This is a genomic window from Streptomyces canus, assembly GCF_030816965.1.
Taxonomy (GTDB): domain Bacteria; phylum Actinomycetota; class Actinomycetes; order Streptomycetales; family Streptomycetaceae; genus Streptomyces; species Streptomyces canus_E.
On the sequence record NZ_JAUSYQ010000002.1, the window covers coordinates 2,874,945 to 2,893,419 of the forward strand.

Annotated in this window: 16 protein-coding genes and 1 pseudogene; 10 read left to right on the forward strand and 7 right to left on the reverse strand. The window is 71.4% G+C overall.

The window, feature by feature from the left end; genetic code table 11:
• Positions 1-28: 28 nt before the first annotated feature.
• A complete protein-coding gene (panB, locus tag QF027_RS14200) occupies positions 29-895 on the reverse strand; it encodes a 3-methyl-2-oxobutanoate hydroxymethyltransferase (protein WP_306982402.1) in 867 nt (288 codons plus the stop codon).
• A gap of 181 nt (positions 896-1,076) precedes the next feature.
• On the opposite strand from panB, the pseudogene QF027_RS14205 reads away from it, so the two are divergent.
• From QF027_RS14205 to QF027_RS14230, 6 genes and pseudogenes are all read left to right on the forward strand, one after another.
• Positions 1,077-2,665 (forward strand): annotated as a pseudogene (locus QF027_RS14205) (MFS transporter).
• A 421-nt stretch (positions 2,666-3,086) separates the two neighbouring features.
• Positions 3,087-3,710: a TetR/AcrR family transcriptional regulator gene (locus tag QF027_RS14210; RefSeq protein WP_306982398.1), complete on the forward strand. Its 624-nt coding sequence runs from the start codon at positions 3,087-3,089 to the stop codon at positions 3,708-3,710.
• Positions 3,711-3,933: 223 nt separating this feature from the next.
• Positions 3,934-4,983 carry an endonuclease/exonuclease/phosphatase family protein gene (locus QF027_RS14215; protein ID WP_307074833.1) on the forward strand — a complete coding sequence of 350 codons (1,050 nt, stop codon included), beginning with the start codon at positions 3,934-3,936 and terminating at the stop codon, positions 4,981-4,983.
• A 103-nt stretch (positions 4,984-5,086) separates the two neighbouring features.
• The gene (locus QF027_RS14220) at positions 5,087-6,307 is read left to right on the forward strand and encodes an MFS transporter (RefSeq protein WP_307074835.1); all 1,221 of its coding nucleotides are present in this window, start codon (positions 5,087-5,089) and stop codon (positions 6,305-6,307) included.
• A gap of 131 nt (positions 6,308-6,438) precedes the next feature.
• Entirely contained in the window at positions 6,439-7,464 is a 1,026-nt protein-coding gene (locus QF027_RS14225) for an ATP-binding cassette domain-containing protein (RefSeq protein WP_306982392.1), read from the forward strand.
• Positions 7,461-8,276 carry an ABC transporter permease gene (locus QF027_RS14230; RefSeq protein WP_306982390.1) on the forward strand — a complete coding sequence of 272 codons (816 nt, stop codon included), beginning with the start codon at positions 7,461-7,463 and terminating at the stop codon, positions 8,274-8,276. Before QF027_RS14225 ends, QF027_RS14230 begins: the two co-directional genes overlap by 4 nt.
• Positions 8,277-8,295: 19 nt before the next feature.
• Here QF027_RS14230 and QF027_RS14235 read toward each other — a convergent pair whose 3' ends face one another.
• Positions 8,296-11,688 (reverse strand): AfsR/SARP family transcriptional regulator, encoded by a 3,393-nt coding sequence (locus tag QF027_RS14235; RefSeq protein ID WP_307074837.1) that lies wholly within the window; start codon positions 11,686-11,688, stop codon positions 8,296-8,298.
• A 66-nt stretch (positions 11,689-11,754) separates the two neighbouring features.
• Positions 11,755-12,576 carry a DUF6578 domain-containing protein gene (locus QF027_RS14240; protein ID WP_307074839.1) on the reverse strand — a complete coding sequence of 274 codons (822 nt, stop codon included), beginning with the start codon at positions 12,574-12,576 and terminating at the stop codon, positions 11,755-11,757.
• A 105-nt stretch (positions 12,577-12,681) separates the two neighbouring features.
• Here QF027_RS14240 and QF027_RS14245 point away from each other — a divergent pair, with 105 nt between their 5' ends.
• Positions 12,682-13,449 carry a site-2 protease family protein gene (locus QF027_RS14245; protein WP_307074841.1) on the forward strand — a complete coding sequence of 256 codons (768 nt, stop codon included), beginning with the start codon at positions 12,682-12,684 and terminating at the stop codon, positions 13,447-13,449.
• Here the strand turns inward: QF027_RS14245 and QF027_RS14250 are convergent.
• Positions 13,434-13,670: a hypothetical protein gene (locus QF027_RS14250; RefSeq protein WP_307074843.1), complete on the reverse strand. Its 237-nt coding sequence runs from the start codon at positions 13,668-13,670 to the stop codon at positions 13,434-13,436. The two genes, QF027_RS14245 and QF027_RS14250, sit on opposite strands and share 16 nt — an antisense overlap.
• 4 nt (positions 13,671-13,674) lie before the next feature.
• Entirely contained in the window at positions 13,675-14,382 is a 708-nt protein-coding gene (gene npdG / locus QF027_RS14255) for an NADPH-dependent F420 reductase (protein WP_307074847.1), read from the reverse strand.
• A 190-nt stretch (positions 14,383-14,572) separates the two neighbouring features.
• Between npdG and QF027_RS14260 the strand changes: the two genes are divergently transcribed.
• Together QF027_RS14260 and QF027_RS14265 are read left to right on the forward strand one after the other, a co-directional pair.
• Complete coding sequence (locus QF027_RS14260) at positions 14,573-15,175, forward strand: hypothetical protein (RefSeq protein WP_306982380.1); 603 nt, start codon at positions 14,573-14,575, stop codon at positions 15,173-15,175.
• Between the two features lie 51 nt (positions 15,176-15,226).
• The gene (locus QF027_RS14265; RefSeq protein ID WP_373431009.1) at positions 15,227-16,540 is read left to right on the forward strand and encodes an MFS transporter; all 1,314 of its coding nucleotides are present in this window, start codon (positions 15,227-15,229) and stop codon (positions 16,538-16,540) included.
• On the opposite strand, the gene QF027_RS14270 is transcribed toward QF027_RS14265, so the two are convergent.
• The gene (locus QF027_RS14270; protein ID WP_306982378.1) at positions 16,541-16,768 is read right to left on the reverse strand and encodes a hypothetical protein; all 228 of its coding nucleotides are present in this window, start codon (positions 16,766-16,768) and stop codon (positions 16,541-16,543) included.
• A 58-nt stretch (positions 16,769-16,826) separates the two neighbouring features.
• On the opposite strand from QF027_RS14270, the gene map reads away from it, so the two are divergent.
• On the forward strand, positions 16,827-17,684 hold the full coding sequence (map, locus tag QF027_RS14275) for a type I methionyl aminopeptidase (RefSeq protein WP_069764377.1): 858 nt from the start codon (positions 16,827-16,829) through the stop codon (positions 17,682-17,684).
• Positions 17,685-17,697: 13 nt separating this feature from the next.
• On the opposite strand, the gene QF027_RS14280 is transcribed toward map, so the two are convergent.
• Complete coding sequence (locus QF027_RS14280) at positions 17,698-18,342, reverse strand: PhzF family phenazine biosynthesis protein (RefSeq protein ID WP_307074850.1); 645 nt, start codon at positions 18,340-18,342, stop codon at positions 17,698-17,700.
• Positions 18,343-18,475 lie beyond the last annotated feature (133 nt).

Here is an 18,475-nt window from a genome sequence, read left to right on the forward strand (position 1 = left end):
GGCGGGGCGCTGTGGTGCCGCTGTGGCTCTAGTGGACGGAGTGCTCCTCCAGCGGGAACGTGCCGCCGACGACGTCCTCCGCGAAGGCCTTCACGGCGTTGCCCATGACCTCGCGCAGGTTGGCGTACTGCTTCACGAACTTCGGCACACGGCCGCCGGTGAGGCCCAGCATGTCGGTCCAGACGAGGACCTGCGCGTCGGTCTCGGGGCCCGCGCCGATACCGACCGTCGGGATGTGCAGGACCCGGGTGACCTCGGCCGCGAGCTCCGCCGGGACCAGCTCCAGGACGACGGCGAACGCGCCCGCGTCCTGGACGGCCTTCGCGTCGCGCAGCAGCTGCTGGGCGGCCTCCTCGCCGCGGCCCTGGACGCGGTAGCCCATGGCGTTGACGGACTGGGGGGTCAGACCGATGTGGGCCATGACCGGGATGCCGGACTCCACGAGCAGCCGGATCTGCTCGTGGGAGCGCTCGCCGCCCTCGAGCTTCACGGCGCCGACGCCGGCCTCCTTGACCAGCCGGGTCGCCGAGCGCAGCGCCTGCACCGGTCCCTCCTGGTATGAACCGAAGGGCAGGTCACCGACGATCAGCGCGCGCGAGGTGCCCCGTACGACGGCCGCCGACAGCATGGTCATCTCGTCCATCGTGACGGGCACGGTGGTCTCGTACCCGAGATGGCAGTTGCCCGCCGAGTCACCGACGAGCATGACCGGGATGCCGGCCTCGTCGAAGACGGACGCGGTCATCGCGTCGTAGGCGGTGAGCATGGGCCACTTCTCGCCGCGCTCCTTGGCGAGGGCGATGTCCCGAACAGTGATGCGGCGGGTGCCCTTCCCCCCGTACAGCGCCTTGCTGCCGTCGGAGGGCTTGTTGTGGGCAGCCGAAAGCTGCGTCATTGCAACGGCTCCTTACGTCATCTCGAGGCGCCCTCACGGCGTCCCCGGATCACCTCCATGGTGGCACCTCGTGCCGGGCAGGGCCAGGGGTGGTGGATGTGACCGTTCAGGCACGTAAGATCTCGGCAAAGACTTACGATACGAGACGGTCCCGTATCGTAATGGCGCTACGCTCGATCGCATGACTACCGCAGTCCCTCACTCACGGGTACCGGAAGCGGTGCACCGGCGCCGCTGGGCGATTCTCGGCGTGCTGATGCTGAGCCTGCTGATCGTGGTGCTCGACAACTCGATCCTGAACGTCGCGATCAAGACGATCTCGACTCCCGCGCCGACCGGCCTGGGCGCCACCCAGAGCGAGCTGGAGTGGGCGATCAACGCCTACACCCTGGTCTTCGCGGGTCTCCTGTTCACCGCGGGCCTGCTCGGCGACCGGCTCGGCCGCAAGAAGGTGCTGCTGGGCGGCCTGGTCGTGTTCGGCGCCGGCTCCGCCCTCGCCGCCTTCTCCGGATCGCCGGTCCAGCTGATCACCTTCCGCGCGCTGATGGGCCTCGGCGCGGCCTTCGTCATGCCGGCCACGCTCGCCGTCCTGATGAACGTCTTCGAGCGCGAGGAGCAGCCCAAGGCCATCGGCATCTGGGCGGGTGGCGTCGGACTCGCCATCGCCATCGGGCCGATCACCGGCGGTGTGCTCCTCGACCACTTCTGGTGGGGCTCCGTCTTCCTCATCAACGTGCCGATCGTGGTGCTCGCCCTCGGGCTGATGCTGTGGCTGGTGCCCGACTCCCGTGACCCGAACCCCGGCCGGCTCGACCCCGTCGGTGTCGTGCTGTCGGTCATCGGCCTGGTCCTGCTCGTCTACGGCATCATCAAGGGCGGTCAGCTCGCCGACTTCACGGACGCGACCGTGCTGGCCACCATCGGCGCCGGTCTCGCCGTGCTCGTCGTCTTCGTGGTGTTCGAGAAGCGCAGCGACCATCCGTCGATCGATGTCACCTACTTCAAGAACAAGGTCTTCTCGGCCGCGATCGGCGCCATAGGGCTGGTGTTCTTCGCGCTGATGGGCGTGACCTTCTTCTCGGTCTTCTACACCCAGAGCGTGCGGGGCTACTCGCCGCTGCAGACCGGTCTGCTGATGCTGCCGCTGGCCGCCGCGCAGCTGATCTTCGCGCCGCGCGCGCCCGGCTCGTCGTCGACCGCTTCGGCAACCGGGCGACGACCACGGGGGGCATGTTGCTGATCGCCGCGATGCTGGTCGCGTTCGCCGGGCTGGAGGCGGACACGCCGATCTGGCTCCTTGAGGTGATCTTCTTCCTCATGGGCACCGGCATGGCGCACATCATGACGCCGACCAGCGTCGTCATCATGCAGGCCCTGCCGCGCGAGAAGGCCGGCTCCGCGTCCGCGCTCAGCAACACCTTCCGGCAGGTCGGCGGCGCACTCGGCATCGCCGTCCTCGGCTCGGTGCTCTCCACGGCCTACCGCAACAGCATCGAGTCCCATCTCGGACTGGTTCCGGCAGGCGTACGGCACACCGCGGGCGAGTCCATCGAGGCCACCCTCGGCGTCGCCGCGAAGCTCGGCCCCCGAGGCGACGCCCTGGTCGGCCCGGCCAACGACGCCTTCCTGCACGCCATGCACGTCACCGCGCTGTGCGGAGCGGGCGTGGCCCTGGTCGGCGCCCTCGTGGTGGCCCTGTTCCTGCCGGGTCGGCCGACAGAACCTCAGCACGGACGAGAGGAAGAGGAGTTGGTACCCGCGAGCGAGTGAGCCGAGCGAGGTGACCGGGCCGGGCCGAGGCAGGACGGCGGCCACCGGGGCCCGGCGCCGAAGACAGCAGCCACCCAGGCGAACCGGCCCCGACCCGACCGAAAGCCGAACCGCAACCACCGAACACGGCAACCCGGTCGGACGGAGACCGGACAGCAGCCACCCGGGCCCGGCGGCGAAGCCGGCCCCAACCGGGCGGAGACCGGACGGCAGGCACTGGACGAGACGACGCCGACCGGGCGGAAGCCGGGAGTCAGGAAGCCGGACACCGGTCGCGGCGACCGGCGCAACGCCCCAGGGCCCGCGGCCCGAGGAAGGTGACGGGCCGGACAGCGGCGCGGGCCGGTGGCCGAACCCGGCCCCTCCGCGCCGCCGCAGGGCAGGGAGAATCATCCTCATCCCACAGAGAGGACCAAGCGACGTGAGCGGCCTCGCCGAGAGTCAGCGCAGGCAGACGGGGCCCGTACGGGGCCGGCCCCGCAGTGAGGCCGTGGAGCGGTCCATCATTGAGGCCGTCATCAAGCTGCTCGAGGACGGCGTGCCGCTCGCCGAACTGTCCATCGAGCGCATCGCCCGTACCGCAGGCGTCGGCAAGGCCACCATCTACCGCCGCTGGAACGGCAAGGAGGAGCTCTTCGTCGACGTCGTGCGCACCGCCGAGCCCCCGGACGCGGAACTGCCCGGCACCTCGATGCGCGACGATCTCGTGGCGCTGCTCGAGCAGTTGCGACAGCGCGGGCTGATGACCCGTTCCTCGGCGCTGCTGCACAGTGTCTTCGCCCAGATGAAGAGCAGCCCGAAGGTGTGGGACGCCTACCACGCGATCGTCATCGCGCCCCGGCGCCTCAAGCAGGTCGCCATCCTGCGCCGGGGGCAGGCCAACGGCGAACTCCGCACGGACATCGACGTCGAGCTGGTCAACGACCTGTTCATCGGTCCCATGCTCTTCCGCACCATCATGCAGCCCAACGCCGCGCTGCCGGAGGGCCTCTCGGAACAGATCGTCGACACCGTCCTCGAAGGCCTACGCCCCGTCAGTTCCTAGAGTCCGTCCGGACCCCGCGGCGCCCATGTGCGCGTTTCGTCACAGACGGCGCTTTCCCCGCCGGGACAGGGAACTCGGGAAGGCGACTTGTACGTCATCGCCCCCGTACGGTCGTCATGGGACGACGAGATGAAAGCCGATCATCCCCTAGGGTCTTATGGGGTGTCTGAGACCCCACGGCAACAGGGCGAACGGCGTGCACGGCAGGTAGTGAGGCGACGGTATGGCGCAGCAGGCGTACGTGACGGAAACGGCGGAAGGCGGCTCGGGACCCGAGCGCCGGAGAGTCCGGTTCCGGCGCCTGCTCGGACGGCTGGGCTCCGGCTGGCGCGGTGACCGGGGGATCTGGCGCCGCGGTGCCGTCCTGACCGCCCTCGCGGTGCTCATCGCCCTGGTGATGCTGCTGCACGCGCAGATCCCGAATGCCATCGGCAACCTCGGCAGTCTCATCGAGACCTTCCTGCCGTGGCTGGGCCTGTTCGTCCCGGTGCTGCTCCTGTCCGGCTTCCTCCGCAGGTCCGCGACCGCGCTGATCGCGGTACTGCTCCCGGCGGCCGTATGGCTGAACCTCTTCGGCGGGCTGCTCTCCGACAAGTCCGCCACCGGCGGCGACCTCACGGTGGCCACCCACAACGTCAACGCCGACAACCCCGATCCGTCCGGCACCGCCCGGGACGTGGCCGCCTCCGGTGCGGACGTGGTCGCCCTGGAGGAGCTGACGGTCTCGGCGGTGCCGGTGTACGAGAAGGCGCTGAAGTCGACGTACAAGTACCACGCGGTCGAGGGCACCGTGGGACTGTGGAGCAAGTACCCGCTGACCGGCGTGAAGGCCGTCGACATCAAGCTGGGCTGGACCCGGGCCATGCGGGCCACGGTGGCCGCCCCGGACGGGCAGGTGGCGGTCTACGTCGCCCATCTGCCGTCCGTGCGGGTGAAGATGGAGGCCGGGTTCACCGCCCGGCAGCGCGACAAGAGCGCCGACGCGCTGGGCGAGGCCATCGCCGACGAGAAGCTCCCCCGCAAGATCCTGCTCGGCGACCTCAACGGCACGATGAACGACCGCGCGCTCAACGCCGTCACCTCCCAGATGCGCTCCACGCAGGGCGCGGCGGGCAGCGGCTTCGGGTTCAGCTGGCCGGCGTCGTTCCCGATGGCACGGATCGACCAGATCATGGTGCAGGGCGTGGAGCCGGTGAGCTCGTGGGCGCTGCCCGCCACCGGCAGCGACCATCTGCCGGTGGCGGCTCGTGTGAACCTCGCCACCTCGTCGTAACCCGGCCGGAAGCCCCTGGAATACCGGGCCCGGGAGCATTTGTTCCGTACTTGAACATAAACTGGTACGGAACTCCGCTCTCCCCTGAAAGGCTCGGCTCTTCATGCCCTTGGCCCTGCTCGCACTGGCCGTCGGCGCTTTTGGTCTCGGCACCACCGAATTCGTGATGATGGGCCTGCTGCCCGACGTCGCAAGCGACCTTGGAATCTCGATCCCGACCGCCGGTCATCTGGTCTCGGCGTACGCGCTGGGCGTGGTGATCGGCGCCCCGCTGCTCGCCGCCGTCACCGCCCGGATGTCCCGCCGCACGGTCCTCATCGGCCTGATGGGCCTGTTCGTGGCCGGCAACGCGCTCTCCGCCCTCGCCCCCGGCGAACACTGGCTGCTCGCGGCCCGCTTCCTGAGCGGTCTGCCGCACGGTGCCTTCTTCGGGGTGGGCGCGGTCGTCGCCACCGGCATGGTGGCGCCGGAGCGCAAGGCCCGCTCGGTGTCCCTGATGTTCCTCGGCCTGACCCTCGCCAACATCGCGGGCGTACCCGTCGCCACGCTCATGGGCCAGCACCTGGGCTGGCGGGCGACCTTCCTCGGCGTCAGCGCGATCGGCCTGGCGGCGATAGCCTCCCTGGCGCTCCTCATCCCGCACGACCACGCGCACGCCCCCGCGGTGGGCCTGCGCCGCGAACTGGTCGCACTGAAGTCGGTGCCGGTCTGGCTCGCGCTCGGCACGACGGTCGCGGGCTTCGGCGCGCTGTTCGCCGCGTACAGCTACATCACGCCGATGCTCACGGACTCCGCCGGTTATGCCGACTCCAGCGTGACGCTGCTGCTCGCGCTGTTCGGCGTGGGCGCGACGGCGGGCAATCTGCTCGGCGGACGGCTCGCCGACCACTCGCTGCGCGGCACCCTGTTCGGCGGTCTGACCTCGCTGGTCGTGGTCCTGGCCCTGTTCCCGGTGCTGATGTCGACGCCGTGGAGCGCGGCGGCGGCGGTCGTGCTGCTGGGCACGGCGGCCTTCGTGACCGGCTCCCCGCTCCAGCTGATGGTCATGGAGAAGGCCTCTGCGGCCCCCTCCCTGGCCTCCTCCGCCAACCAGGCCGCCTTCAACCTGGCCAACGCGGGCGGCGCCTGGATCGGCGGCCTCGCCCTGGCCGCGGGTCTCGGTGCGACGTCCCCGGCACTGACGGGGGCGGCCCTGGCCGTGCTCGGCCTCGGGGTCGCCGCGGTAGCCGCGGTCGTGGACCGGCGGCGCGTGGACGTGTCGCCCGGGCGGGAGCGTGTGGTCGCGACCCATCTGCCGGAGCAGGCGGAAGCCGTACGGTACTGAGCGGTCGTACGACGAGAAGGGGCGCCCGGGTGAACGCCGGGTGCCCCTCTTTTTTGCTCTGTCGGCAACCTGTAGGTCCGTGTAGGCGGCCTGTCGGTGGTTTGTCGGTGGGGGCTGGCACCGTCCTCGGTATGACGCGAATCGACAAGAACCCCAAGAGCGGGGACTCCGCCGTTTCCGTGCGGGGGCTGGTCAAGCACTACGGCGAGACCAAGGCGCTGGACGGCGTCGACCTGGACGTGCGCGAGGGCACCGTGATGGGTGTGCTCGGGCCGAACGGCGCCGGCAAGACCACCCTCGTACGCATTCTGTCCACCCTCCTCTCCCCGGACGCCGGGCAGGCCACCGTCGCCGGGTACGACGCCGTACGGCAGCCCCGTCAGCTGCGGCGGGTCATCGGGCTCACCGGGCAGTACGCCTCGGTGGACGAGAAACTGCCGGGCTGGGAGAACCTCTACATGATCGGGCGGCTGCTCGACCTGCCCCGCAAGGAGGCCCGCACCCGGGCCGACGAACTGCTGGAGCGCTTCTCGCTCACGGACGCGGCGAAGCGGCCGGCGAGCACCTACTCCGGCGGTATGCGGCGCCGGCTCGACCTCGCCGCCTCGATGATCGGCCGGCCCCAGGTGCTCTTCCTGGACGAGCCGACCACCGGTCTCGACCCGCGCACCCGCAACGAGGTGTGGGACGAGGTCAAGCGGATGGTCGGGGACGGCGTCACCGTCCTGCTGACCACCCAGTACATGGAGGAGGCCGAGCAGCTCGCCTCCGAGCTGACCGTGGTGGACCACGGCAAGGTCATCGCCGACGGCGCCATCGAGGAGCTCAAGGCCAAGGTCGGCGGACGCTCGCTGCGGGTACGGCCCGTCGATCCGCTGCAGCTGCAGCCGCTCGCCGGCTGGATCGACGAGCTCGGCATCACCGGGCTCGCCACCAGCACCCTGGACACCGACAGCGGCACCGTCATCGTCCCGATCCTCAGCGACGAGCAGCTGACCGCCGTGGTCGGCGCGGTCACCGCGCGTGGCATCACCCTCTCCTCCATCACCACCGAACTGCCCAGCCTGGACGAGGTGTTCCTGTCCCTCACCGGCCACCGCGCCAGTGCCCCGCAGGACACCGTCCCCACCGACACCCGCGAGGAGGTCGCCGTATGAGCGCCGCAACCGCCACCACGATCGACGCCGACGCCCGGATACCGCTGCGCGGGCACCTCCGGCACACCGGCGCCCTCGTCCGCCGCAACCTGCTGTGGATCCGGCAGGACCCGGAGTCGATGTTCGACGCCATCCTGATGCCGGTCGTCTTCACCCTGCTGTTCGTCTACGTCTTCGGCGGCTCGATCGGGCAGGCCCTGGGCGGCGGACAGGACGGCTACGTCCAGTACGTCATCCCGGGCATGATCGCGATGATGAGCATGACCCTGTCCCAGGGCGTCGGCACCGGCTTCAGCCAGGACTTCAACTCCGGTGTCATGGACCGTTTTCGGTCCCTGCCCATCGGGCGCGGCTCGGTCCTGTTCGCGAAGATCTCGGTGGAACTGCTGCGGATGCTGTTCGCGACCACCGTGCTGATGATCGTCGCCGTCCTGGTGGGCTTCGACATCCACCACTGGGGCGGGCTGTTCGCGGCGGTCGGTCTGTCCGCCGTGTTCGCCTCCTCGATCATGTGGGTGTTCCTCACCCTGGGCGTGATCCTGAAGAACGCGCAGTCCGTGCAGGCGATGGGCTTCCTGGTGCTGTTCCCGCTCCAGTTCGGCTCGTCGATCTTCGCGCCGACGAACTCGATGCCGGGCTGGCTCCAGCACTTCACCGACTACAACCCGCTGTCCGCGCTCGCCGACGCGGCCCGTGGACTGATGGTGGGCGGCCCCGTCGCGCACGACCTCTGGGTCACGCTCGGCTGGTCGGCGGCGATCACGGCGGTGGCGGCACCGTACGCCATCCACAAGTTCCGCACGAAGAACTGACGTACGGCGTCGGTGCGCGTCACACCAGGGCGGCGGCCTCCTGCGGGGAGAGGCCGTCGCCCTCGGCGTACGCCGACTCGTAGGCCGCGTCGCCGAGCACCGCGCGCAGTTCCTGCTCGGCCCTGCCGCGCACGACGCGCTCGACGGACGTCGGGAAGTGGCTGGGCGGCAGCAGCGCGTCCCCGACCCCGAGGCAGCGGGCGCCGTCGCGGGCGCGGGCGCCACCGTCGGCCCCGGCGAGGGCGAGCCCGGCGGTGTGCAGGTACATGGTGCGCATGTGCGGGGCGATGGTCTGGGCGAGCGGGTCCTCGGACTTCTCCAGCGCCCGGCGCGCCAGGGTCAGACACTTCTCGTAGCAGCCGTCCACGGCCTCCAGCCAGGCCTCCGAGCCCAGGATGAAGGCGTCGAAGATGACGAAGTGAGCGATGCCGAACTGCTGGCGCAGCAGCCGGAGTTGTTCGCGCGCCTCGGGAATCCGGCCGGTCAGGCCGAGCCGGCCGGCGAGGAACATCCGGGCGGCCGGCATCGCCTCGTTGCGGGCGCCGTCCTGGTCGGCGATCACCTCACGCAGCAGCAGTTCGCCGCGCTCGGCCTCCCCGGTCTCCAGCAGCACGCTGCCCAGCCGGGCGTTGAGCACGGACTTCTGGGCCCGGGCGCCGAGTTGTTCGGCCCGCTCGATCGCCCGCTCGTAGTCGGCCGCGGCCGCACGCCATTCACCCTTGCGCTCATGGGCTTCGGCACGTGCGGAGAGCGCCTCGGCGGTGCCCCACAGATCGCCGAGCCGCTCGTAGATCTCCAGTGCCTCCTCGGCGTCCTGGATGGCGTCGCCGGCCCAGTCGGAGCGGTTGGCGAGCAGGTTGGCCCGCCACTGGAGGGCCGCGGCGAGCTCCCACTCGTAGCCCGGGGTGGCCCGGCAGGTGTCGACGGTCGCCTGGATGACCTTCCGCAGCCGCTCCATGTCCCCGGTGAGCATGATGGCGAAGAACCACAGGGAACCCGGCATACGGCAGGTCTGTGCCATGCCGGGCTCGTAGGTGGCGGCGATGGCCCGCAGCTTCGCCTGCGCGTGCTGGGTCTGCCAGGCGTCCAACTCGGTGTCCATGCAGGCGAGATGGACGAGGTGCGCACCGCGCCGGGCCTCTTCCAGAACCTCGCCGGTCCATGGCGGCGGAGTGTCCGTACAGCGCTCCCACACCGGCGCGGCTGGGCGGACCGGCTCGGTGAAGGGGTCGGGGCCGAGGCCCTGGACCTCGCGGGACCAGTTGCGGGCCTCGATGCGCAGGTCACGCATCTGCCAGTACCAGGCCAGCGACAGCACCAGGCACAGCCCCTCCTGCTCGTCGCGGTCGGCGACGGCCCGGCGCAGGGCGGTGCGGAGGTTCTCGTACTCACGCTCCAGGCGCTCGATGGCGACGAGTTGGCGGGGACCGCGCAACAACGGGTCGGTGGTGCGCGCGAGTTCGCGATAGTACGCCAGATGCGCGCGCTCGGCCTCGGCGCGCGAGCCGTCCGTCTCGTCGAGCCGCTCGCCGGCGTATTCGGCGACGGTCTCCAGGAGCCGGTAGCGCATCTCGCCGTCCCCCGAAGGAGCGGCCACCACAAGGGACTTGTCGACGAGCGAGCCGAGCGCGTCCAGTGCGGCGGGCCCGCACACGGCCTCGGCGGCGGCGAGATCACAGCCGCCGGCGAACACCGACAGCCGCCGCAGGACGTCCCGTTCCTCGCCGCCGAGCAGGTCCCACGACCAGTCGACGACGGCCCGCAGGGTCTGCTGGCGGGGCAGCACGGTACGACTGCCGGAGGTGAGCAGCCGGAAGCGGTCGTCGAGCCGGTCGGCTATCTGACGTGGCGTCAGCATCCGTAGCCGGGCGGCGGCGAGCTCGATACCGAGGGGCAGCCCGTCGAGGCGCCGGCAGATCTCCGCGCAGGCCGCCGCGGTCCCCTCGTCGGCGTCGACCCGGAATCCGGGCCGGGCCGCGGCCCCCCGGTCGGCGAGCAGCCGCAGCGCGACCGGCTCGGGCAGGGGCTCCACGGGCCGCAGCAACTCCCCCGGTACGCCGAGCGGTTCACGGCTGGTGGCCAGGACGGTCAGCCCGGGGCAGCGCTCCAGGAGCGTCTCCGTCAGACGGGCGGCCGCGTCGACCAGGTGCTCGCAGTTGTCGAGGATCAGCAGCATGCTGCGCCGGCCGCAGTGCTCGGCGAGCCGCTCGACGGGGTCGTCGAGCCGCTCGCTCCCGGCGGCACGCATCGCCTCGGCACCGGCGCCGTACAACACGGTCTCGCGGGCACCGACGGCGGTGAGCACGGCCTCGGGCACGGCGTCCGGGTCGTCGACCGGCGCGAGCTCGGCCAGCCACACCCCGTCCCGCACCACGTCCCCCACGGCCTCGGCGGCCTCCTGCGAAAGCCGCGTCTTCCCGGCCCCGCCCGGCCCGAGCAGCGTGACGAGCCGCGCGGCCGCGAGGTCCTCGCGGATGGCCTCGATGTCGGCTTCCCGGCCGACGAAAGAGGTGAGACGGGCACGGAGGTTGCCGGAGGGCGGGGTGGGGGCCGCGGCCGGAGGAGCGGGGTCGGCGGCGGATCCGCGATCGTCCACCGGACCGAACCCGGTCGCCCTGCTCCGCCCGAAGCCGACGCCGGAGACCCGGCCGTCTTTTCCACCCTGGCCGCCCTGGCCGCCCGCGGTGGACGGCTCCGGCCGCAGCAACTCGGCGTGCAGCGTCCGCAGTTCGGGCCCCGGGTCCGCTCCCAACTGGTCCGCGAGCAGTTGCCGTACGGACTCGTACGCGGCCAGTGCCTCCGCCGTGCGGCCCGTGTCGCGCAGGGCGCGCAGACGGAGGGACTGGAGGGGTTCGTCGAGGGGATGGGTGTCGCAGAGGGCGGTCAGTTCGGGGAGGGACTGGTCGGCGTGGCCGAGGGCGAGCGCGGCGGTGTGGCGGGCGCGCAGGGCGTCCAGACGGCGGGCCTCCGCGCGCGCCGCCTCGGCCGTACGGTCGGGCAGATCGGCCAGGGCCGGACCCCGCCACAGAGCGAGGGCGTCGTCCAGGACCACGGCCGCCTTCGCGGGGTCACCGTCGGCCAACGCCCGTATGCCGTCACCGGCGAGCCGCTCGAAACGGTGCAGGTCGATGTCGTCCGGCCCCGCCGTCAGCCGGTAGCCGCCCGCCACCGAGGCGACGGCGTCCGCCCCGAGCGCGCGCCTGAGCCGCCCGACCAGCGCCTGCAGCGCGCCCGTGGCGTCGGCCGGCGGGTCGTCACCCCACACCTCGTCCACGAGGAGGCTCACGGGGACGGTACGGCCGGGCCGCAGAGCGAGCACGGTCAGCAGCGCGCGCAGACGCGTGCCGCCGAGCGGGACGGACGTGCCGTCGGGCCGGAGTGCCTGGGTGGTGCCGAGGATGCGATAGCGCACGGGTCCATTGTCTCCGGTGTGGTCGGGGCCGGTCACGGGGTTCCGTGGGCGTGCCAGTGCGTGGACTCACTCCCGCTCGCTGTCCAGGAACGGTCTTGACGGATCGGTCGCCGTCGGATGGATGGATGGGCCGGGTCGGGTTGTCGGGCGGCCGCGGGTGGATCGTGGCTGGTCGCGCCCGTGCGGCGGTAGCGGCACATCGATACAGCCCCGTACCCCAAGGGAGTTGCGGTGAGCGCGGCCCGCGCCCCCACCACCGCGGACTCCCGCCCTGCTCAGCCCCGCCAGCAGCTCGGCCAGCTCGCCGGCCGGCAGGCCCTCGGTCTCCGTGCCGGGCGGCGAGCCGGGCGGAATGCCACGGGTCCTGCGGACGGTGTGCGACAGCTCCGAGTCCGTGTCCGGGACCTCCAGGGTGACCACGAGCCCCGCCTCGGACCGCGCGCCCCCGCCGCCGGCGAACCACTTCGGGCTCGCGTCCACCGACCGCAGCGACCGGCGCCCCGGCACCGGCTCCCAGGTCCTCGAACCCGGCTCCGTCTCGCCGTACTCCTGTGTCACGACCTGCACGCACCGCACCCGCCCGCGAACCTCGGGCAGTCGGCCCCCGTGTGTCTCGACCGTGAGCAGTCCGACGAGCCGGTCCGAGCCGCCCGGTGCCGCAGCGCTCTCCCCGACCCCGACGACCAGGCCGTTCCTGTCCCGCAGCACCCGCTCGGCGCCCTGTTCCACCGGGCCGGCGAGCCCGGTGAGCTGGTCCTGCCAGCCGCCTCCGAGGACGTCGTCGGCGGCATGGAACAGCAGCGGCCAGCGCACCTCCTCCCCCACCGAGAACGGCGTACCGCAACACTCCATCTGCCAGTCCGCGTAGAACACGTGCCACAGCCCCATGTCCCCACCCTTCCACGGAACCTCCGCCCCACCCCAAGACGTTTTCACCTGTGCCCGGTACCGTCGGGCCGTCCCACCGCGCGCGTGTCCAGTCCAGGGAGCCCCATGACCACCGCCACCACCCGCCACAGCGACCGGAGGGTCAGCCCCGTCTTCCTCGGGATCGTCGCCGTCACGGCGGTGACCGGCTGGGCCACCTGGACCGGATTCGCCGAGCGGACGGAGATCGCCGTCTTCCTGTTCGTGACCGGCGCCTGGATCGTGTCCCTCTGTCTGCACGAGTACGCACACGCACGTACCGCCCTGCACAGCGGCGACATCTCGATCGGCGCCAAGGGCTACCTCACGCTGAACCCGCTGAAGTACACCCATGCCCTGCTCAGCATCGTGCTCCCCGTCATCTTCGTCATCATGGGCGGCATCGGCCTGCCCGGCGGCGCGGTGTTCATCGAACGCGACAGGATCCGCGGCCGCTGGCGGCACAGCCTGATCTCCGCGGCGGGCCCTCTCACGAACGTCCTGTTCGCGATCGCCTGCACGGCCCCGTTCTGGCTGGACGCCCTCGACGGCGTACCGCTGGAGTTCCGCTTCGCGCTGGCCTTCCTCGCCCTGCTCCAGGTCTCCGCCGCGATCCTGAACTTCCTGCCCGTCCCGGGCCTGGACGGCTACGGCGTCATCGAGCCCTGGCTCTCGCACGACGTCAAGCGCCAGATCGAGCCCTTCGCCCAGTTCGGCCTGCTGTTCGTGTTCGCCCTGCTGTGGGTGCCGCAGGTCAACGGCGTGTTCTTCGACGTGGTCCACACGGTCCTGAGCGGACTCGGGGTCAGCGAGGCGGAGGCGTCGATCGGCTGGAGCCTCTACCGCTTCTGGTAGGCGTCGGCCTTGCCGCGCTTGACGTAGTACCAGCACATGTTGGACGAGAGCCCCGCCAGCAGCACCCACACGATCCCCAGCCAGCTGCCCTGGGTGAACGAGACGACCGCCGCCGCGACGGCGAGGAGGCAGACGGCGAGGGCGTAGAGGGCGAGGCGGGGCATTTCCATGGGCTCCTGTCGGGGGGACACTGCTGTGCTACGCCGACCAGTGTCCCCCATCGGCTCACACGTCCGTGACCCGCAGCCCCGCGTGCGCCTTGTACCGCCGGTTGACCGAGATCAGGTTGGCGACCAGCGACTCCACCTGGTGGGCGTTGCGCAGCCGGCCCGCGAAGATGCCGCGCATGCCGGGGATACGGCCGGCCAGCGCCTGCACGATCTCCACGTCCGCCCGCTCCTCGCCGAGCACCATGACGTCGGTGTCGATCTCCTCGACCTCCGGGTCCTGGAGCAGCACCGCCGACAGATGGTGGAAGGCGGCGGTGACCCGCGAGTCCGGGAGAAGAGCCGCCGCCTGTTCCGCGGCGCTGCCCTCCTCCGGCTTCAGCGCGTAGGCGCCCTTCTTGTCGAAACCGAGCGGGTTGACGCAGTCGACGACGAGCTTGCCGACGAGTTCCTCACGCAGCGACTCCAGCGTCTTGCCGTGGCCGTCCCACGGCACGGCGACGATCACGATGTCGCTGCGACGCGCGGTCTCGGCGTTGTCGGCGCCCTCGACACCGTGCCCGAGTTCGTCGGCGGCGGTCTGTGCGCGGTCGGCGGCCCGGGAGCCGATGATCACCTTCTGCCCGGCGCGGGCGAGCCGGTAGGCGAGGCCCTTGCCCTGCGGCCCGGTCCCGCCGAGCACGCCGACGACGAGTCCGGAGACGTCGGGAAGGTCCCAGGGGTCCTTGGCGGGAGCCTTCTGTGCAGCACTGTCGGTAGAGGTCATGGGCCCGACTTTACGTCCGCCCCGCTCGCCCCGGCCGGGCGGGTGAGCCGCGTCACGGGCACCGCCGGAAGGTGATGCCGGAGGTGTGCGCAGGGCGCGGCCGCCGTCCTCGGTGTCGCTCTGCCCGGTTCGGGCGAATTCGGGGTGAACCGCCGGTCAGGGTCGTCCGTTTGCGGCAGGATGCGACCCCATGGACGCCGTACGGGTCGCGCTGCTGCGCGAAGTGCTCGCCGGGACCGAGTGGTTGGGGGCCACGCGACGCTTCGCGGGCGTACTGCGGGGGTCGGTGGTCTCGCACGGCGGCGGGCTGCTCCTGGTCGGCACGCCGGAGTACGAACCGTGGCACCTGGCGGCCCATCTGGTCGACGAGGCCGCCTGGTCGGGCACACCGGAGCTGGCCCCCACTCTCGTACGCCACGACGCGCGCCCCACCGACCCCGCGCACCTGTCGGTCGGACCGGGCCGGCTCGCGGCGGCCCGGCGTGGCGAGACCCTGCTGGTGGTGTCCCCGGACCGGCCGGGCGCCCCGCTTCTGGGGCATGTGCACGACGCCCGACGGGCCGGGGCGACGATCCTCTCCCTCGGCCCCGGCGAGGGCGAACTCGCCGCGATGGCCCACGAGTCGCTGGCCGTACCGGAGGGCACGGACCTCGACCTGGACACCGTGCAGCACCTGGTGAGCGCGGCGGCCGGAGAGAACGCCGTCCCCGCCCCCAGGGGCCGGCGGCGGTTCCGGGACCGGCTGTCGCGACTGGCCGACCATCTGACCGCGCCGCCTCCCGCCCGCTGGTAGCCGCGAAAAGCAGTTGCCGGACGGGGAGGCCGCCCCCGACCATGACCGGTCGTGACCGACGACGCCCCCGAACCTCCCTCCGGCCTTCGCGCCATGCTCCCCGACCTCGCCCCCTGGCGGGCCTCCCGGGACTTCCGGCGGCTGTGGTACGCGGGGCTGATCTCGAACTTCGGCAGCTTCCTGACCTTTGTGGCGCTGCCGGTGCAGCTGAAGGACCTGACCGGTTCGGCCGCGGCGGTGGGCGCGATCGGGGCCGTGGAGCTGATCCCCCTCCTCGTCTTCGGGCTGTACGGCGGCGCGCTCGCGGACGCGTGGGACAAGCGGAAGCTGATCGTGTGGACCGAGGCCGGGCAGGGCCTGCTGAGCGTGGCCCTGCTGCTCAACGCCCTGCTGCCGCACCCCGCCGTCTGGCCGCTGTACGTCGTCGCCGCCCTGTCCTCCGCCCTGGTCTCGGTGCAGCGCCCCGCGCTCGACTCCCTCTGGCCCCGGATCGTGGCCCACGACCACCTCCCGGCGGCGGCCTCGCTGAACTCCTTCCGCTGGACGGTCGGCGGGGTCGCGGGCCCGGCGCTGGCGGGCGTGGTGGTGGCCTACGCGGGCCTCGGCTGGGCCTACGGCGCGGACGTGCTGACCTTCGCCGTCTCCGTCGTCCTCGTCGTACGGATCGCGGCCTCCCCCGCCTCCCACGAGGCGGCCAAGCCGTCGCTGAAGGCCATCGCGGAGGGCGCGCGGTACGCCTGGAGCCGCAAGGAACTCCTCGGCACCTACGCCGTCGACCTCGCCGCGATGTTCCTGGCGATGCCGCTGGCCCTGCTGCCGTTCCTCGCGGACGAACTGGACGCGGACTGGTCGCTGGGCCTGATGTACGCGAGTGTCCCGCTCGGCTCCCTGCTGGTGAGCCTCACGAGCGGATGGACCTCACGGATCCACCGGCACGGCCGGATGGTGGTGCTGTCGGCCGCCCTCTGGGGCCTGGCGATCGCGGCGGCCGGGATCATGGACGACGTGTGGCTGGTGCTGCTGTTCCTGACGGTGGCCGGCGGCTGCGACATGGTCAGCGGGATCTTCCGCGGGGCCATGTGGAACCAGACGATCCCGGACGAGCTGCGGGGGCGGCTCGCCGGGATCGAACTGCTGTCGTACTCGGTGGGACCGACCGTCGGCCAGGTCAGGGCCGGCGGTTTCGCCTCGTGGTGGGGTGTGCGGACGTCGGTCTGGTCGGGCGGCCTGCTGTGCGCGGGCGCCGTGGGCCTGCTGGCCCTGTGCCTGCCGAGGCTGATGTCGTACGACGTCCGTACGAACGAGCACGCGACGCGGCTGCGCAAGCAACGCGAGGCGGCCGCGCCGGCCCCCATGGAGGCGTGATCAGCCGTCCTCGGCAGGCGTGGACGAGTCGTGCCACCTGGGGTCGTTCTCCCACTCGAGGTTGCGCTCGCGTGCCGTCTCCATCGCCTGCTCCGCTTCCTTCCGGCTCGCGTACGGCCCGAAGCGGTCCTTGGCCGGGCACTGGGGCCCTTCCTCGACCTTCTTGTGCTCCAGGCAGTAGTACCACTCGCCCGGCTTGCCGACCGCACGCTTCTTGAACAAGGGCATGACCTGCTCCTCTCGCCAACGACATGTTCCCCCATCGCCGCTGGATAGACTCGTCGGCATGTCTGGCCAGTCGCTGCTCGTGCCCGGGGAACTCTCCCCCATCCGTTCCGTGCCCGGAAACATCCGTCGCCCCGAGTACGTCGGCAAGCCCGCGCCGACGCCGTACAAGGGTCCGGAGGTGCAGACTCCGGAGACCGTCGAGGCGATGCGGATCGCCGGCCGTATCGCGGCCCGGGCGATGGCGGAGGCCGCGAAGCTGATCGCCCCCGGGGTGACCACCGACGAACTGGACAAGGTGGCGCACGAGTACATGTGCGACCACGGCGCCTACCCGTCGACGCTCGGCTACCGGGGCTTCCCGAAGTCCCTGTGCACCAGCCTCAACGAGGTGATCTGCCACGGCATTCCGGACTCCACCGTGCTCCGGGACGGCGACATCATCAACCTCGACGTGACGGCGTACATCGGCGGGGTGCACGGCGACAACAACGCGACGTACCTGGTGGGTGACGTCGACGAGGAGAGCCGGCTGCTGGTCGAGCGCACCCGGGAGTCCCTGGCCCGCGCGATCAAGGCGGTCAGGCCGGGCCGCCAGATCAACATCATCGGCCGGGTCATCGAGTCGTACGCCAAGCGCTTCGGCTACGGAGTCGTCCGGGACTTCACGGGCCACGGCATCAACTCCTCCTTCCACAGCGGCCTGATCATCCCGCACTACGACAGCCCGCACGCGACGACGGTCATCCAGCCCGGCATGACGTTCACGATCGAGCCGATGCTGACGCTCGGGACGCACGAGTACGACATGTGGGACGACGGGTGGACGGTCGTCACGAAGGACCGCAAGCGCACGGCACAGTTCGAGCACACGCTGGTGGTGACGGAGACGGGGGCGGAGATCCTGACGCTGCCGTAGCGTCGGCTGAGCCTCAGCGCTCCAGGAAGACCCGGCCTCCCACCTCCACCCATCCCCCCGGCTGCGGAGCCGTGAGGATCTGGGAGCCGGCGCCCTGGACGATGTTCAGGGCGCGGCCGAGTTCGGCGGTGAGCTGGAGAGCCGCGGCACCGGTGGCCTCGTCCTCCTCGACACCGTCACCCCGGCCGGGAAAGCCACGGGCCCGGACCCGCCCGGCGGCCTCGTCCTCCCAGGCCCAGGCGTAAACCCACTCGCCGGCAGCCGGTACGGCGAGATCGTCCACCTCGGCGGCGGTGCCGTACTGGCGGAAGGTCCGCGGCGCCGCCCACTCGGCCCGCGCCTCGATCCAGCTGAACTCCCCGTCCAGCCGGGTACCGACGACCCCGGCGGGTGTGACGAGTTCGGGCACGTCGAGCAACCAGGCCGCCCCGACGCACGGATACCCGGCGAACGCCAGCCGCACGGAGGGCGTGTAGATGTCGATGACCCCTCGCTCGGGATCGTCGACGAACACGGTCTCGCTGAACCCGAGCTTCGCGGCGAACGCCTGCCGTTCGTCCCGGTCCGGCATCACGGACCCCTCGCGGACGACGCCCAGCTCATTGCCGTAGCCGCCGTTCGGCGCGCAGAAGACGCGCAGCACGTCGTAGTCACTCACGGAGGAATTGAAGCATCCGCCCAGGCCCGGCACCTCCACGTGGCTCAGGAGCGGAACCTTTGACTCTCCTTTGACCTTTACTTGACGTTCATTTTGAGCCATAGATAGATAAGCCTCAGATAAGTTAGGCGAG

What these genes read in the sequence shown, in the direction of transcription:
- panB (WP_306982402.1), bottom strand. Translation starts at nt 895, where the DNA reads ATGACGCAGCTTTCGGCTGCCCACAACAAGCCCTCCGACGGCAGCAAG.
- QF027_RS14215 (WP_307074833.1), top strand. Translation starts at nt 3,934, where the DNA reads ATGGCGCAGCAGGCGTACGTGACGGAAACGGCGGAAGGCGGCTCGGGA.
- QF027_RS14220 (WP_307074835.1), top strand. Translation starts at nt 5,087, where the DNA reads ATGCCCTTGGCCCTGCTCGCACTGGCCGTCGGCGCTTTTGGTCTCGGC.
- QF027_RS14225 (WP_306982392.1), top strand. Translation starts at nt 6,439, where the DNA reads ATGACGCGAATCGACAAGAACCCCAAGAGCGGGGACTCCGCCGTTTCC.
- QF027_RS14230 (WP_306982390.1), top strand. Translation starts at nt 7,461, where the DNA reads ATGAGCGCCGCAACCGCCACCACGATCGACGCCGACGCCCGGATACCG.
- QF027_RS14240 (WP_307074839.1), bottom strand. Translation starts at nt 12,576, where the DNA reads ATGGGGCTGTGGCACGTGTTCTACGCGGACTGGCAGATGGAGTGTTGC.
- QF027_RS14245 (WP_307074841.1), top strand. Translation starts at nt 12,682, where the DNA reads ATGACCACCGCCACCACCCGCCACAGCGACCGGAGGGTCAGCCCCGTC.
- QF027_RS14250 (WP_307074843.1), bottom strand. Translation starts at nt 13,670, where the DNA reads ATGGGGGACACTGGTCGGCGTAGCACAGCAGTGTCCCCCCGACAGGAG.
- npdG (WP_307074847.1), bottom strand. Translation starts at nt 14,382, where the DNA reads ATGACCTCTACCGACAGTGCTGCACAGAAGGCTCCCGCCAAGGACCCC.
- QF027_RS14260 (WP_306982380.1), top strand. Translation starts at nt 14,573, where the DNA reads ATGGACGCCGTACGGGTCGCGCTGCTGCGCGAAGTGCTCGCCGGGACC.
- QF027_RS14270 (WP_306982378.1), bottom strand. Translation starts at nt 16,768, where the DNA reads ATGCCCTTGTTCAAGAAGCGTGCGGTCGGCAAGCCGGGCGAGTGGTAC.
- map (WP_069764377.1), top strand. Translation starts at nt 16,827, where the DNA reads ATGTCTGGCCAGTCGCTGCTCGTGCCCGGGGAACTCTCCCCCATCCGT.